This is a genomic window from Pseudogulbenkiania sp. AW2-16 (assembly GCF_056824575.1).
Window position 1 is genome coordinate 1,541,291 of sequence record NZ_CP157668.1, and the last position, 14,003, is coordinate 1,555,293.

Annotated in this window: 14 protein-coding genes; 1 reads left to right on the top strand and 13 read right to left on the bottom strand. The window is 61.5% G+C overall.

Annotated elements, in window-relative coordinates; all coding sequences use genetic code 11:
* Window positions 1–30: 30 nt before the first annotated feature.
* From ABKF58_RS07420 to ABKF58_RS07440, 5 genes are read right to left on the bottom strand one after another with little or no spacing between them, the layout of a single operon-like run.
* Complete coding sequence (locus ABKF58_RS07420; RefSeq protein WP_482583991.1) at window positions 31–2,157, bottom strand: type IV pilus secretin PilQ; 2,127 nt, start codon at window positions 2,155–2,157, stop codon at window positions 31–33.
* Window positions 2,106–2,603 (bottom strand): pilus assembly protein PilP, encoded by a 498-nt coding sequence (locus ABKF58_RS07425; protein WP_482583992.1) that lies wholly within the window; start codon window positions 2,601–2,603, stop codon window positions 2,106–2,108. The genes ABKF58_RS07420 and ABKF58_RS07425 overlap by 52 nt, the downstream gene beginning before the upstream one ends.
* Before the next feature lie 15 nt (window positions 2,604–2,618).
* A complete protein-coding gene (locus ABKF58_RS07430; protein WP_482583993.1) occupies window positions 2,619–3,254 on the bottom strand; it encodes a type IV pilus inner membrane component PilO in 636 nt (211 codons plus the stop codon).
* Entirely contained in the window at window positions 3,251–3,835 is a 585-nt protein-coding gene (locus tag ABKF58_RS07435; protein WP_482583994.1) for a PilN domain-containing protein, read from the bottom strand. Before ABKF58_RS07435 ends, ABKF58_RS07430 begins: the two co-directional genes overlap by 4 nt.
* Window positions 3,835–4,947 carry a pilus assembly protein PilM gene (locus ABKF58_RS07440; protein WP_482583995.1) on the bottom strand — a complete coding sequence of 371 codons (1,113 nt, stop codon included), beginning with the start codon at window positions 4,945–4,947 and terminating at the stop codon, window positions 3,835–3,837. The genes ABKF58_RS07435 and ABKF58_RS07440 overlap by 1 nt, the downstream gene beginning before the upstream one ends.
* Before the next feature lie 264 nt (window positions 4,948–5,211).
* Here ABKF58_RS07440 and ABKF58_RS07445 point away from each other — a divergent pair, with 264 nt between their 5' ends.
* Complete coding sequence (locus tag ABKF58_RS07445; protein WP_482583996.1) at window positions 5,212–7,452, top strand: penicillin-binding protein 1A; 2,241 nt, start codon at window positions 5,212–5,214, stop codon at window positions 7,450–7,452.
* 128 nt (window positions 7,453–7,580) lie between these two features.
* On the opposite strand, the gene ABKF58_RS07450 is transcribed toward ABKF58_RS07445, so the two are convergent.
* The 8 genes from ABKF58_RS07450 to ABKF58_RS07485 form a co-directional block, all read right to left on the bottom strand.
* Window positions 7,581–7,853: a VF530 family protein gene (locus ABKF58_RS07450; RefSeq protein WP_482583997.1), complete on the bottom strand. Its 273-nt coding sequence runs from the start codon at window positions 7,851–7,853 to the stop codon at window positions 7,581–7,583.
* Window positions 7,850–8,233, bottom strand: a complete 384-nt coding sequence (locus ABKF58_RS07455) for a YkgJ family cysteine cluster protein (protein ID WP_482583998.1) — start codon at window positions 8,231–8,233, stop codon at window positions 7,850–7,852. Before ABKF58_RS07455 ends, ABKF58_RS07450 begins: the two co-directional genes overlap by 4 nt.
* A gap of 195 nt (window positions 8,234–8,428) precedes the next feature.
* Window positions 8,429–8,821, bottom strand: coding sequence for a hypothetical protein (locus tag ABKF58_RS07460; RefSeq protein WP_482583999.1), 393 nt, complete (start codon window positions 8,819–8,821; stop codon window positions 8,429–8,431).
* Window positions 8,822–9,591: 770 nt separating this feature from the next.
* On the bottom strand, window positions 9,592–10,044 hold the full coding sequence (locus tag ABKF58_RS07465) for a surface-adhesin E family protein (protein ID WP_482584000.1): 453 nt from the start codon (window positions 10,042–10,044) through the stop codon (window positions 9,592–9,594).
* Between the two features lie 147 nt (window positions 10,045–10,191).
* Window positions 10,192–10,812, bottom strand: coding sequence for a hypothetical protein (locus ABKF58_RS07470; RefSeq protein ID WP_482584001.1), 621 nt, complete (start codon window positions 10,810–10,812; stop codon window positions 10,192–10,194).
* Between the two features lie 76 nt (window positions 10,813–10,888).
* On the bottom strand, window positions 10,889–11,416 hold the full coding sequence (locus tag ABKF58_RS07475; RefSeq protein ID WP_482584002.1) for a hypothetical protein: 528 nt from the start codon (window positions 11,414–11,416) through the stop codon (window positions 10,889–10,891).
* Window positions 11,416–12,963, bottom strand: coding sequence for a DUF3631 domain-containing protein (locus tag ABKF58_RS07480; protein WP_482584003.1), 1,548 nt, complete (start codon window positions 12,961–12,963; stop codon window positions 11,416–11,418). The genes ABKF58_RS07475 and ABKF58_RS07480 overlap by 1 nt, the downstream gene beginning before the upstream one ends.
* Window positions 12,960–13,985, bottom strand: coding sequence for a DUF7146 domain-containing protein (locus tag ABKF58_RS07485; protein WP_482584004.1), 1,026 nt, complete (start codon window positions 13,983–13,985; stop codon window positions 12,960–12,962). Before ABKF58_RS07485 ends, ABKF58_RS07480 begins: the two co-directional genes overlap by 4 nt.
* Window positions 13,986–14,003 lie beyond the last annotated feature (18 nt).

The following is a 14,003-nucleotide window of genomic DNA, read 5'->3' on the forward strand; positions in this document are numbered from 1 at the left end:
GCGGAAGCACGCGCGATCGTCTGCGCTGTCCTAGCGGCTGTTTATGTCGAAATCGCTGACGACACGTGGCGTCAGGAAAACCAGCAGCTCCGTGCGGTTGTCTTTCTTCGTCCTGCTCCGGAACAGGGCGCCCAGCAGGGGAATGTCACCAAGCAGGGGTACCTTGCTGAGGCCTTCATTTTCGTCCTGGGTGTAGATGCCACCGATAACCACGGTACCCCCGTTCTCGACCAGCACCTGGGTATTGACCTTTTTGGTCTTGAGCGAGGGAACCCCATTCGACAGGTTGGCAAAGTCGGCGGTGTCGTTGTTGATCTGGATGTCCATCAAGATGGTGCTGTCAGGGGTAATCTGGGGCTTCACCTTCAGACTCAGTACCGCCTTTTTGAACGAGGTGGAGGTGGCGCCGCTGGAGGTGGCTTCCTGATAAGGAATCTCCTGCCCCTGCTCGATAGTGGCCTCGGTACGGTCGGAAGTCAGCACCCGCGGGCTGGCGACGATCTTGCCCTGGCTTTCGGTTTGTAATGCCTGCAGCTCCAGGCCGATCAGGTTGCTGGCACCGGCCTTGTAGACGGCGCCGATGGTCCCTGTAGCCGCACTGTTGGTCGGCAGATTTACTAAGGTGTCGGTGAGGCTGCCGTTGCCGGCTCCGGCGATATTGCCGCCCAGACTCAGACGGCCGATTCGGTCGTACGACAGCTTGACGCCCAGTTCGCGGCTGAAGTTGTCGGTGGCTTCGACGATGCGTGCCTCGATCACGACCTGTTTGACCGGGGTGTCGGTTTTTGTGATCAGGTCGCGAATCTTGTCGATAACCGTTGTCGTATCGTTGATGATCAGGGTGTTGGTTTTGGGGTCGATCAGGGCGCTGCCACGATCAGAGAGCAGGGTGCTGCGTCGTCCGCTGCCGCTACCGGTGCCTCCCTTGCTGTCTTCTTCCAGGATTTTCTTGAAATCCTCGGCGCTGCGGTAACGCAGCACGAAGGTTTCCGAACGCAGCGGTTCCAGCGTGGTGAGCTGGTTCTTGGCCTCGTAAACCTGCTTGTCCCGGGCCAGCAGCTCTTCGCGCGGGGCGATACGGATGATGTTGCCGCTACGCCGCTTGTCCAGGCCCTTGCTGTCGAGGATCAGGTCGAGCGCCTGATCCCATGGCACGTCTTTCAGGCGCAGTGTGATCTTGCCGTTGACCGAGTCGCTGGTGACGATGTTGAGCCCGGTGAATTCGGCAATGACCTGCAGCACGGTACGGACTTCGATATCCTGGAAATTGAGCGAGAGCTTGTCGCCCTTGTAGACCGGCTTGTCCAACTCGTTCTGTGCTTTTTGATCCTGGGTCAGTTTCTTCACCTCGACCACCAGTTTGCGGTCGGTCTGGTACGAGGAATAGTCCCAGTCGCCTTGTGGCTGGATAACGATGTGGCTGCTTCTGCCCTGGTTCATGGCGTCGATCTTGCTGACCGGAGTGCCAAAGTCGGTGACGTCGAGCTTGCGATCCTGGCCGGCAGGCAGATTGCTGCCCGGGATATCCACCACGATGTTCTTGCCCTGGCGTTTGATATCCACCGGGACATCGTTCGATGGCAGGTTGATCTCGACCCGGCCCTCGCCGTTATGGCCCCGCCGGAAGTCGAGAGCGAGCGGTGTGCGGTAGGAGGTACTTGCCGTTGGTGTCGGGCTGGCGGGGGTGGTGTCCAGCGGAACGGCGGTCCGCTGCTCTGCCTGCAGGTTGCCGTTCAGGCTGATCAGCAGCGTGTTGTTGCTGACTTTGGTGGAATAAGAGGCGTTCTTGGCCAGATTCAATACGATACGAGCGCGGCCATTGCTGGCGATGGCAACGGCAGAGGGAACCAGGGGGTTGCCCAGTTCGGTGAAGCTGTTGGGCAGCTTGATCTCGGTATCGGCAAAGTCGAGCGCGATCCTGGGGGGATTGGAAATGGCGAAACTATTGGGCTTGGGGGCCGGACCGTCGAAAGTCAGCTGAAGAACCTGTTCGTTGCCGTCGGTTTTGCTGATGTTGATCCCCGTAATGGCAACGCCGGCATGGGCCAGGCTGAAGGAGAGGGCAAGACCCAGTCCGGATAGCAGTTTGATGGCATGCGTGTTCATTATTTCTGCCCTTGTTCTACGAGGTACATGGTCGTTGTGCGCTGTACCCATTCGCCGTTCAGGTCTTCCACTGTTTCGGCCAACTCGATTCCGGCTTCGGAGATGTGCTTGATCTGCCCGAAATTGGGCCCCACGAAGTTGCCAGGCTGAACCCGGTAGACCGTGTTCTCCGGTGTGCGGATCAGGCCGTAGGTCACTCCGCCGCGCTTCAGGATGCCGACCATTTTCAGTTTGTCCAGGTCGTAGTTTTCCAGCGTCTCGCGCGGACGATCGAAGTCCGGCGCGTTGGCACTGTTCTGGCGCTTGGCAGCCAGCAATTTTTGCGGGTCGAACGGGTCGCGCAGGTCGAAGGCCTGGTACACGAAGGGCTGATAGGGTTGTGCCATCGGGATGGGGTCGATCTGGCCGGCCAGGCCCTTGCCGGCTTCGTTCATCCAGCGGTCGAGGTCATCGGTGCTGTTGCTGCCACAGCCGGCGAGGAGCAGCAGCAGACACAAGAAGCCAGTGTTTGTTCATTTCTTGGCCTCTTTCTTGTTGATGGCGGCGAGGCGTTCTTCCGGTTCCAGCGAGCGGTAGGTTTTGGCCGTGGCCTCCATGCTCAACCGCGGGGTGCTGGTCGGCCCCTTGGCGTCTTGGGGGGCCAGCTTGATATCGCTCAGCGTGACGATCCGCGAGAGCTGGCCGACGTCGCTGACGAAGGAGGCCAGCTCCTTGTAATTGCCGGTCAGACGTATGCTGATGGGCAGCTCGGCCATTTCGGCGGACTTGATTTCTCCGCCGGGGCGGAACAGCTCGAACTGCAGGCCGCGGCCGATCCCGGCCTGGTTGATCTCGGTCAGCAGGGATTCCATTTCGGACTTGCTGGGGAGCTGCTTGAGCAGGGCGCCGAACGAGCGTTGGATCTCGGCCAGCTGCTGTTCCAGCGCGGCGAGGTTGATGGCCTGGCGTTTTTTGTCGAGATAGGTCTGCTTGAGTTGTTCTTCCTGGTGCTGGGCGCTGTTCAGGGTGTCAAGCTGATCTCCCAGGACCAGGTAATAGCCGAGGAAAACGATCAGCCCGATCAGGCCGGCCAGAGCCCCGAGCTGGGCCGGCAGCGGCCAGTTCGGCATGTCCTTGGGGTCGAGGTTGCGCAATTCGTCGAGCGTCATGGCCGTGCTCCTTTCTTGCCTGGGGCGGGTGCGGCGGCTTCTTGTCCTTTCATGCCCAGTCGCAAGGTGAACTCGCTGACACGCTGGTTGTTGACGATGGCGGCCTTGACCTCGACCAGGACCGGGGCGTCGAACGTGGTGGATTGCGCCAGGGTGCGCATGTAGTTGGAGACGCGTGCGCCGGACAGGGCGTAGCCCGACAGGTCGAAGCTGCGGCCGGTCTGTCTGAAGTCCCTGAGGTAGACTCCGTCAGGGGTCTGGCGTACCAGCTGGTCAAAGATGTGGGTGGCCTCGTTGCGACCCTGCTGCAATTGTTCGACCAGTTGTTTCCTGGCGAGCAGCTCGTCGCGTTCCTTCTTGAGTCCCTCGATCTTCTTGATCTGGCCGTCCAGTTGGGCAATGGCATCCTGCAAGTACTGGTTGCGATGCTGTTGGTGGCCGATCCGGCTGTTCAGCACTAGATAGCTCGAGGCTACCACCACACCGGCGATGAGGATGGCGGCGGCCAGGAGGAGCTGGAAGCGGTGGCGGTGCGCTTCCTTGCTCTGCTCGCGGTGCGGTAACAGATTGATGCGTATCATCAGTCGAACCTCCTCATGGCCAGGCCGCAGGCAACCAGCAGCGAAGGGGCATCGAGCAGCAGCTCCTTCAGGCGGATGGAGGAGGACTGCACCATGGTGGTAAAGGGGTTGGCGATCATGGTGCTGATCTGGGTGCGTGCGGCCACCGTGTCGTCAAGCCCGCTCAACATGCCGCAGCCGCCGGCCAGCAGGATGTAGTCGACCCGCAGGTATTGCGAGACGCTGACCGTGGTGTAGAAGAACTGCAGGGCACGCTGGATTTCCTGCGCCAGCGAGTCGACGAAGGGGTGCAGCAGTTCGGATTCGTAGCCGTCGGGCAGTGTCATGGCGCGCTTGCCGGATTCGGCTTCGTCGAACGAGATACCGTAGCGGCGCTGGATGTCGCGCGTCAGCTGCTGGCCGCCAAAGGCCTGTTCGCGGAAGTAGATCTGCTGGCCGTTGCGCAGCACGCTGCAGTGCAGCTTGCTGCTGCCGATATCGAACAGGGCGAAGGTCTGGTTGTGGCCTTGTTCGGGCAAGTGCAACTGGATCTGCTCGAACGCGGTCATCATGGCGAAGGACTCGACGTCGACGATCTTGACCTTGAGTCCGGCCATTTCCGCCGCGGCCACCCGTTCTTCCACCTTCTCCTTGCGGGCGGCGCACAGCAGGACTTCCAGGTCGTCGACGCTGGCAGGCGAGGGGCCGAGAATCTGGTAGTCGAGGTTGACCTCTTCCAGCGGGAAGGGAATGATCTGGTTGGCTTCGGTTTCGGTCAGTGCTTCGAGGTCGTCGGCCTGGTTTGCCGGCACCAGGATCTTCTTGTAGATCGCCATGGTGGTGGGTATGGCGACGGCGACGTTGCGGGCTGAACTGCCGAGGCGCTGCCAGGCGCGGCGGATGGTCTCTGCCACGCCTTCGATATTGTTGATGTTTCCCTCGGTGATCGCTTCCTTGGGCAGGGGCTCGATGACGTAACGCTCGATTTGCAGGCTGTTGCCGGAACGGGAAAGTTCTACCAGCTTGATGGCGCTGCTGCTGATATCCAGTCCTAGCAGCGGAACATTGCCGGATTTCCCTAATCCAACCAGGCTCAACCAGTTGGCGCCGAATCCAAGTTTGTCGGATAGCATCGGTGAGGGCCCCAAGTATTTTTAAGTGGCGATCCGTCGGGACGGTATCGCAATCTAATGTTGTGTCTTGTCCTGACTTACAAGACGTTATAATCCGCTTTCCAGCGAAAGCCCATTCTGATCATGCTTAAACGAATTTTTGCGATTTTTGCCGGCTTGCTTATTGGTGGTGCCATCCTTGCTGCAGGTGGCCTGGCAATCGCAATCATCATAACGTATCCGCGTCTTCCCAGTCTTGACGTCCTTACCGATTACCGGCCGAAGATGCCGCTGCGCGTCTTTGCCGCGGATGGCCAGTTGATCGGCGAATTCGGCGAAGAACGACGTTCATTCATGCGCATCCAGGAGGTCCCGGTGCTGATGAAGGAGGCCGTGCTGGCCGCCGAGGACGATCGATTCTATCAGCATAGCGGTATCGATTATGTCGGCGTGATGCGTGCCGCCGTCGGCAATATCGTATCAGGCCATGCGCGCTCTGGTGCCAGTACCATCACCATGCAGGTGGCAAAAAATTTCTTCCTTTCCAGTGAAAAGACTTTTAGCCGCAAGTTTAACGAGGCGCTGCTGGCTTTCAAGATCGAGCACGCACTCTCCAAGGACCAGATTCTCGAGTTGTATTTCAACCAGATCTACCTGGGGCAACGTGCTTACGGCTTTGCCGCGGCGGCGCAGGCCTATTATGGCAAATCAATCAAAGACTTGAGTGTGGCGGAAATGGCCATGCTCGCCGGTCTGCCCAAGGCGCCGTCGGCGTACAACCCGATCGTGAACCCGGCGCGGGCCCGTCTGCGCCAGCAGTATGTGCTGCGCCGCATGCACGAATTGAACTTCATCAGCCAGGAACAGTACGACAACGCGCTGGCGGAGAAACTGCACGTGGCGGGGCAGGGGGCGGAAGCCAGCATGCCGGCTCAATATGTGGCGGAAATGGTACGCCAGGCCATGTATGACCGTTACCGCGACCAGGCCTACACCCAGGGCTTCAGGGTCTTCACTACCATCGACAGCAAGCATCAGCAGTGGGCGTACGACGCACTGCGTGCCGGCCTGATGGATTACGACCGCCGCCACAGCTACCGCGGGCCGGAGGGGTTCGTCGACCTGTCCGGGCTGGAGGGTGATGACCGGATCGAGGCGCTGGACGAGGCGCTCGCGGAGATCCACGATAGCGGCGACTTGCAGCCGGGCGTGGTGCTCGAAGCGTCGAACCGCGCGGTGAAGGTGTATCTGCGTGGCGGGCAGGAGGTGTCGGTGAGCGGGCGCGGCCTGGATTTTGCACGCCGTGCACTGAGCAGCAAGCTGACCCCGGCGCAGCAGCTGCGGCCGGGCGCCATCGTGCGTGTGCGGGCCGAGAGCAAGGGGGACTGGAGCATCGGCCAGATGCCGGAAGTGGAGGGCGCTTTCGTGTCGATGGATACTCGCACCGGCGCAATCAAGTCGCTGGTGGGGGGCTTCGACTTCAACCGCAGCAGCTTCAACCATGTGACCCAGGCCTGGCGTCAGCCCGGTTCCACCTTCAAGCCGTTCATCTACTCGGCCGGCATCGAGCGGGGTTTCACGCCGTCGACGCTGATCAACGATGCGCCGCTGACGATCGATCCGCAGGCGCTGGGCGGGCAGCGCTGGGAGCCGAAGAACGACGACGGCAAGTTCGCCGGCATGATCCCGATGCGCCGTGCGCTGGCGCTGTCGAAGAACCTGGTGTCGATCCGTGTGCTGATGGCCATCGGCACTGACTACGCCCAGCAGTACATCCAGCGCTTCGGCTTTGCCGCCAAGCAGCACCCGGCTTACCTGACCATGGCGCTGGGGGCCGGTTCGGCCACGCCGCTACAGATGGCGGAGGGCTATTCCACCTTCGCCAACGGCGGTTATCGTACCCGTTCCTACTTTATCGACCGTATCGAGGATGTGAACGGCCGCGTGTTGGCCAAGACCGTGCCGACGGTGGCGGGTCAGAATGCACCGCAGGCGATCGATCCGCGTAACGCCTTCATCATGACCAGCATGATGAAGGATGTGGTGCGCTTCGGGACCGCCAACCGGGCCATGACGCTGGGACGCCAGGATCTGGCGGGCAAGACCGGTACCACCAGCGATTTCCGCGATGCCTGGTTTGCCGGCTTCAATCCGAATCTGGCTGCCGTGGTGTGGGTGGGTTACGACCAGCCGCGCAGCCTGGGCCGTTACGGTTACGGTGGTACCGCGGCACTGCCGATCTGGATCAACTACATGGCCAACGCCTTGAAGGGGTCGCCCGAGATCGATCTGCCGCCGCCGCCGGGGGTGGTGGTGCGTCCGGGAGGCGGCTTGCGTGGCGGCGACGAGTACTACTACGAGGAGTTCCAGCACACCAATCCGGAGTTGCGGCTGGATAACTCCGGTACCGTGCCGGGCGGCAGCGCGGCCAGCGATGCCAGCAATGGCGGCGCCGAGCCTCAGGGTGATGGCCAGACGCCGCCGGCGCGTGACGCGGTGGAGAACGTCAAGGAGCTGCTGTTCTGAGTGTCGGCCGGGGTGGGTCGAGGCTTCGGCCAACCTTGGCAGCGATAGGATGAAGGTGACGGCCCGGTCGGCAGCAGCTGAGCGGGCCGTTTTCTTTGCGCGAGTTGTGGGACGGGCTGGCGGGGTGTTCAGCCGCGGCGTGGTTTGATGAAGCCGGCCTTGCCGCCCGACGGAGCGGCGGGAGCGCGCTTGAGCTGCAGGTACAGCGCCTCGACCTGGCTGCGTGCCCAGGGAGTGCGACGCAAAAAGGTCAGGCTGGACTTGAGGCTGGGGTCGTGGTTGAAGCAGCGAATCTCGATCAGCTCGCCCAGCCGCGCCCAGCCGTAGTGGGCCACCAGTTCGGTCAGCATGCTTTCCAGCGTGATGCCGTGCAGCGGGTTGTTGGGTTGCGGCGTGCTCATGCGGTGGTTTTCTTGCGGTAGGCGCAGTAGCCCGGGCGCGGCCCGATGCGCGGATGGTTGCGGCAGGTGTCCGGCCGCTGGGCGTAGATGGTGCAGCGCCGGGTGTGTTTGTCGAGGTAGTGGCAGTCGCCGTTGGCGCGGCGCGCCAGGGTGAACAGTTCGCGCTTGAAGTTGAAGTGCTCGATCACGCCCTGCTTCATCAGGCGCTTGGCGATGTTCTTGGGCGGTTCGCCGGTTTCGAACTCGTCCACCACGCCGATGCGGATCAGGTCGGGCAGTCGGACTTCGACCGGCATGGTGCAGCAGCTGGCCATGCAGTCGTGGCACAACGAATCCTTGTACTTGAACCAGGTGCTGGTGCGGTCGATATCGGCGTACATGATGTCAGACGGTAAAGCCGCGGCGGCGCAAGGGCCGGGCGCGGACGCAGGAAATGAAATGGTGCCCACCAGAAACCGGACTGTGGCCTGCAAGCCACGCCAGACAAGGATCTTGGTGTGCGCCGTTCAAAATTTACCGGCAAATATACCAACAAACGCGCGGTGCTGCCCCGCTTTTTGTCCGCGGGGGCGCCGTTATGCGTGCTTGTACGTGACGTGGCGGGGCGTTGCACGGCGGGCTAAACGGGGCGTCTTGGCCTGACGCGATGGCGGTTTAACCTGACGTGATGGTGCCTTGGCTTGGCTGATCTTTTTTGCGGTGGTCTTGCAGGGCTGCCACTTGCCTTTTGCGGTCGGTGCGGTGGGGGCGCCATAGCACCATCCATTGTTCTTGACGTGGGTAAACATCACGTCGCGCATATTGCAGGCCTTCAGTGTTTTCTGATCGTCGCCAATGCCGTTGCGGCATTCGCCATTCAAGTAGTCCGTGACGGTGAGCAGATCAGAGGCTTCCTTCTCTGACAGCGCCTGGGCCAGGGACGGCGCGGAAAGGGCGGCAATCAGAATGCAAGCGAAGAGGCGTCGCATTGTGGCGGTCCAGAATGGTAAAGCCAGTGATGCTACATCATTCATTATGAGGCGGTTTCGAAACGTTCACCGTTTTGATGGCTATTCGATAAATTGCCCATTCGACATGGTATTTTTGCCATTTTTCGGTTTTTGTCATTTTTGTGGCGGCATGCCCGCCTGGCCATCGATTGATCTCACAGGGGTTTATCTGCAGGTATCAAGCGAGCTCGGGGGCATTACGCCTGTCGTTGGTCGGCTTGCCCGAGGCTTGAGTGGGGGGTACCCATAGACACGTCAGCAGGCGAAAACGTTTGCCGCAAAATGACGGTTTCTGTTGGTGTCGGTCGGAACGGTTAGGACATGAAAAAACCCGCACAGCACAGGCTCTGCGGGTTTTGTCGATCTTCTTGGTTTTGCTTGGCGGTATTTGGTGGCGCCCCACCAGGAATCGAACTGTGGTCTGTAAGCCACGCCAGATAAGGGGGCTTTGTTTGCATAGTTCAAAATATACCAACAAATATACCAACAAACTTGTGTTGCTGCCCGACTTTCTGTCCAGCAAGCCTCTTTTTCGGGACTAACAAGGCCCCTCTCGCTGGGCGTCACCTTATGGCACTTCCCATCTTTTTTCAGGCGTTGCTTTTGACGTGTATGCCTTTCCAAGCTGCTCCACGAGGGGCTACTGAACACGTATCAATAGGCCAACCCCGAGGGGGGTATGATGTGTTACATCTGTCATGGACTGGTCCCCCTCGGGGTTCCATGTTAGCTGGAAATATTGCAAAAAATTACTGGCGTTCCTTGCTAAAGAACCAATCAGTGAAATCTGACGTGTCCTTTATTTCGGAAATACTGGTCAACTTTGCAGTTGACCCACACATGTAGGCAAAAAGTTGTTCTCCAACGCTATCTGGATAGACCTCACTGGGTGCCGACATATTGCCTGATGTCTTTACTTTTCCATCTGACATGTATTCAGCCCAAGACAGTATTTGTAGCTGTCTTGTCTTGCAGTGGGCTGCATACTTGCTGATGGAGTACTTAGTGCTACCTATTGCAACACTATCGGTCTTCTTAACAATTCTCACCCAGCCAATTTTTGATCCAGACACGGTTGCTAAGCTGGACGAATCAAGAAACCAAACCTCCTTAGATCCGCTTGCTATAGGGCGCCATTCAGCTGCATGGGCTGCGGTGGCCGCCATTAGACACAAAACGGAGGCCAATAGCCTTTTCTTCATGCCAAACTCCTTCAGCTCAAACAAGTTGATGTTAGCATGACTGACATTGTGCAACATGTTTTTGGCATTAAATGCCAGCTACGTGGGCGTGTCGGCTGTTTTGATAAGCGTTGATTGTTTTTCAAACGAGATGCCAGCCGCAGCCATCTACTTGCCTCTACTGTAGACGGATGTCAGCCAGTCGTCCCCACCTAGCAGGCGTGCTATCCGCTCATAAGCCCGGTCAAGACGGGCATCCATAGCGCCGACCACAGAAAGCACGAGTTGATCATGCTCGACTTTCAGGCGGTAGAACGTCTGCCAGTGCATCCCCTTGGGTTTCCAGCCGTCGCCGTTGAGAAAGCCCGGCTCCCAGCCAAGGTGGGCGCGGATCGTGTCTAGGCGGCGCACCTCGCGGTCGTGCTTGCTCTCACGCTGTACTTGGTAGGCCATGCCAAAGCAGCACCGGCAGGCTACTTGCCGCCCGACGTAGAGCAAGGCCGCCCGCTTGTCGCAGTACGGGCAGGTGAACCATAGCCGCTGTCCGCCGTAGGTGCAGGGCGTGGCCAGCAGCCGCACCCGCTGGCGTACCGGTTGCCGCTCCTCCCCGCTGCCGATGCTGTAGTCGAACGTTACCGCACCATCGTGGACGTGCAGTCCTATCGATGCAACGACCTCGCCATCTCGTCGCCATTCCCAGCTAAACGGATGCCCTGGTACAAGCAGGCCGTCACGCGCCAGGCGGCGCACGTCCACATGTCGCAGGTCATTGGTTAGTGTCTTGGCCATACGAAATCATCAGTCAAATTTAGTGGAAACCCCTTGGCAGGAAACGCCCGCGTTACATGGATGTTGGCAGTACCTCTCATTGGTCCAGCTCCTCCAGATGGTCAGGATGCACGCCGCGTAGATCGCCTTCTATCCATACCAGCCGATAGCCCTTCTCGGTGTTCTTCTGTGCCGCCCATTCGCCCAGCGCCTGCCACACCTCGGCAGGCAGGCCGGCAGCCTTGGCGGCGAACAGGGACGGGAACACGTGCACCAGCTCGCCGGTACCAATCAGGAATGGCCCCTTGCCCGGCTGGTGGAACAGTAGCGGGGCGGTGGTGCGGTGGGTGGGGGCGAGGCTACGGTCGAGCAGCGGCTGCTTGAGCACAGCGGTTGTGGTGACAGCGGCAGTCAGGTCGGCCACTGGGCGCGGCCCAACCTGCTGGTGTTGCTGCTTCAGGTAAGCCAGCAGGGCGGGCTTGTTGGTCTTGATCTGGTCGCGGTGCCGGTCGATGCCTGCCGGGTTGCCTCGCGCCTTGATCGTGTCGCCATCCATCAGCGACAGCTCTACACCAGCGGCGGCCAGTTCACGCAACAGGGTGGCGGCGGGGAGTGTGATGCTCATTAGAACCGCTCCTCTTTCGCTTCGGCAGTGGCGTAGTCGGACAGCCATTCAGCGTCGGATTGCGCCGATACGGGGATTTCTCCCGTCACAACGTCACAAGCCTTATCCGGCGCGGGTTTGCGCGTGACGGCAGTGTGACGTGTGACGCTTGCCGCATCCTCTCCCGTCACACCGAAACCCGCGTAGTTATTGGGTTGTGACGGTGTGACGGATAAAACGGCGGGTGTGGCTAGGTAACGCGCAAAAGCGTCCTCGAAGTCCTCCAGCTTGTAGCCCTTGCGCGTCTCGTGATGGGTGCGAACGGTGCCGCCTTTGATGCCGTAGCCCTTCAGCCGGTTCGCTAGTTGCTTGGCGCTCATTGGGCGGCCCCGGTTGTAGGTGGCCCACGACTTTTCTTCATCTTCCAGCAGAGCGGCGAGCAGATCGGCGGTGAACAGCCGCGCCACGCCTCTGACCTCGAACACCTCCCGGATGTCGCCCAACAGCTCCTGATCCACGCTCGGCGCATCTTCCACACCCGAGAGCGTCAGTGCGGCATGGCGAGCCGTCGCCGGCCAATGCCCCCCGGCCAAGTCGGCAATGGACAGCAGCGGCTCCCAGTTGTCGGCGTTGCGGTTCTGTAGCGCCTCGGGCATAGCGGGAACGTGGCGTGCCATCCTGCTGGCGTTGTCGGTGGCCCAGCGCATCACCTGGCGGCGCAGGGTGGCAAACAGTTCGTCAGCGTCCGCCGAGCGAAGCCGGGCGGTGCTCTCATGCGGCAGCTTGCGGCGCAGGCGTAGCGGATTGGCCCGGCTCTCGATGGTGCCGGCCCGCTTGCCGATGCCGGCCATCGCCTTGGCGCTCCAGGTGGTGAACATGCGCGGCTCGTGGTCGTCGCCCACCACGCGCACCACGAAGGCGGTTTCGCGGGTGTGGCCGGAGTTGATGAGGCCGCGCAGCTCCTCGTTGTCGTCGGCAAAGGCGTCGGCCTCGTCGATGAACAAGGTCGGCTGCCACTGCTCGACGGCGCGGAACAGGGCGGCGGGGGTGATGTTCGAGGCCATCAGCGGGCGCTTGGCGAGCTTGGCCAGCGTGGACAGCATCACCGACTTGCCGCAGTTGCGCTCCGGCGCGGTGATGTTGGCAATCGGCGCCACGTTTACCACGTCGATGAGCCAGGTCATGCAGGCCCACAAGGCGGCGGCCTGGGCGGTTTCCGGCTGGCAGATCACATAGCAGCGCACGGCGGCGGTCAGATCGTCCAGCAGCATGGAGCCGTCCAGCGCTTCCGGCCACGGCTCGATGTCCTCGAACAGCATTCCCCGCCCGGCGGCGTCCTCGTCGTTGGCGGCCTGGCTGCGCTTGCGCTGTTCGTCCACCACGCGCTTAAGTCCGGATAGATCCAGCCCCAGCCGTTCGGCGGCGGCCTTCTTGGTGCGCTCGTAGGCCAGCACCGACAGCCCGGCCAGGCGTTCTATCAGCTCGTCCTCGGTTTCGAGTTGCAGGGGGTCTACCGGTGCGGCGTCACCGGCCTGGCTCAGTCGGTCAAAGTCGTGGGCGGCACTCATGCGGCCTCCTGTTCTCGGGCTTGGTACACGTCCAGCCAGTCGGTGCCGGGCGTGGTGGGGATGTGGACGCGCACGCGGCGGCCTTCTTCGGCCAACCTTTGCGCCAGGCGCTGGGCCGCACGCTGGCCGGTGCCGCTCACGTCGTTGTCGCCCATGATGTGCGCGTCGCTGACGGACTCGGGCAGTTGGGCGTGTTCCAGCCCCCATGCCGATACGCACGGCCATACCGGCAGGCCGGAACCCAGCCAGACGGCCAAGCCGGTTTCGATGCCCTCACACACGGCCAGCTCGCCATGGTGCGGCGGGTACAGCCGGATGGCCGCCCCCTTGGTCGCGCCGTCGAAGGCGGTGAGCAGCTTTTTCACGTCCAGGGCTTCGCCGGTCGCCGGATGCATGGGATGGGCTTTCTGGCCCTCGGGCGTCAGGTAGGTGCGATGTAGGCCAACCAGTTCACCAGCCGGCGAGGTGACGGCGGCGAGCATGACGGGGAAGGTGCCCAGCCGCACCGCCTGGCCGTCTACCTCGCACCAGTAGGGCAAGGCGGGGTGGTGGCGCAGCGCGGCGGGGTAGCTTCCCAGCACCAGCCCGCGCCCGGCCAGGTAGCGGTCTACCGGATCGCCGTGCTGGATCGGCTGGGCTTGGCCCCACAGGCGGCGCAGCTTGGCGCTGTCGTCGCGGGGTGCCGGCGCAGTAACGGGGGCGAGCGCGGTTCTGGCTGGTGGGGTGGTGCCGCACTCCATGCCCAGTGCCCCCGCCACGGCCCGCAGCGCGGTCGGGAAGTCGGCATTGAGCCAGTGCATGGCCAGGGTGAAGCCGTCGCCCCCTTGGCCCTCCAGGGCGCGGCAGACGAAACGGCCCTGGCCCTTGTCGATGAACTGGAAACGGTCGGTGCCACCGCACGCCGGGCAGGGTTGGTTGCGCTTCTTGCTCAGCACCTCGCCGGGGATGCCGAGTGCGGCGAGGAGGTCAGGCCAGCGCCCGAAGGCGGCGCGGCGCACTGCTTGAAGGTCGATTCGAGACATGATTCATGTTCTCCGAAC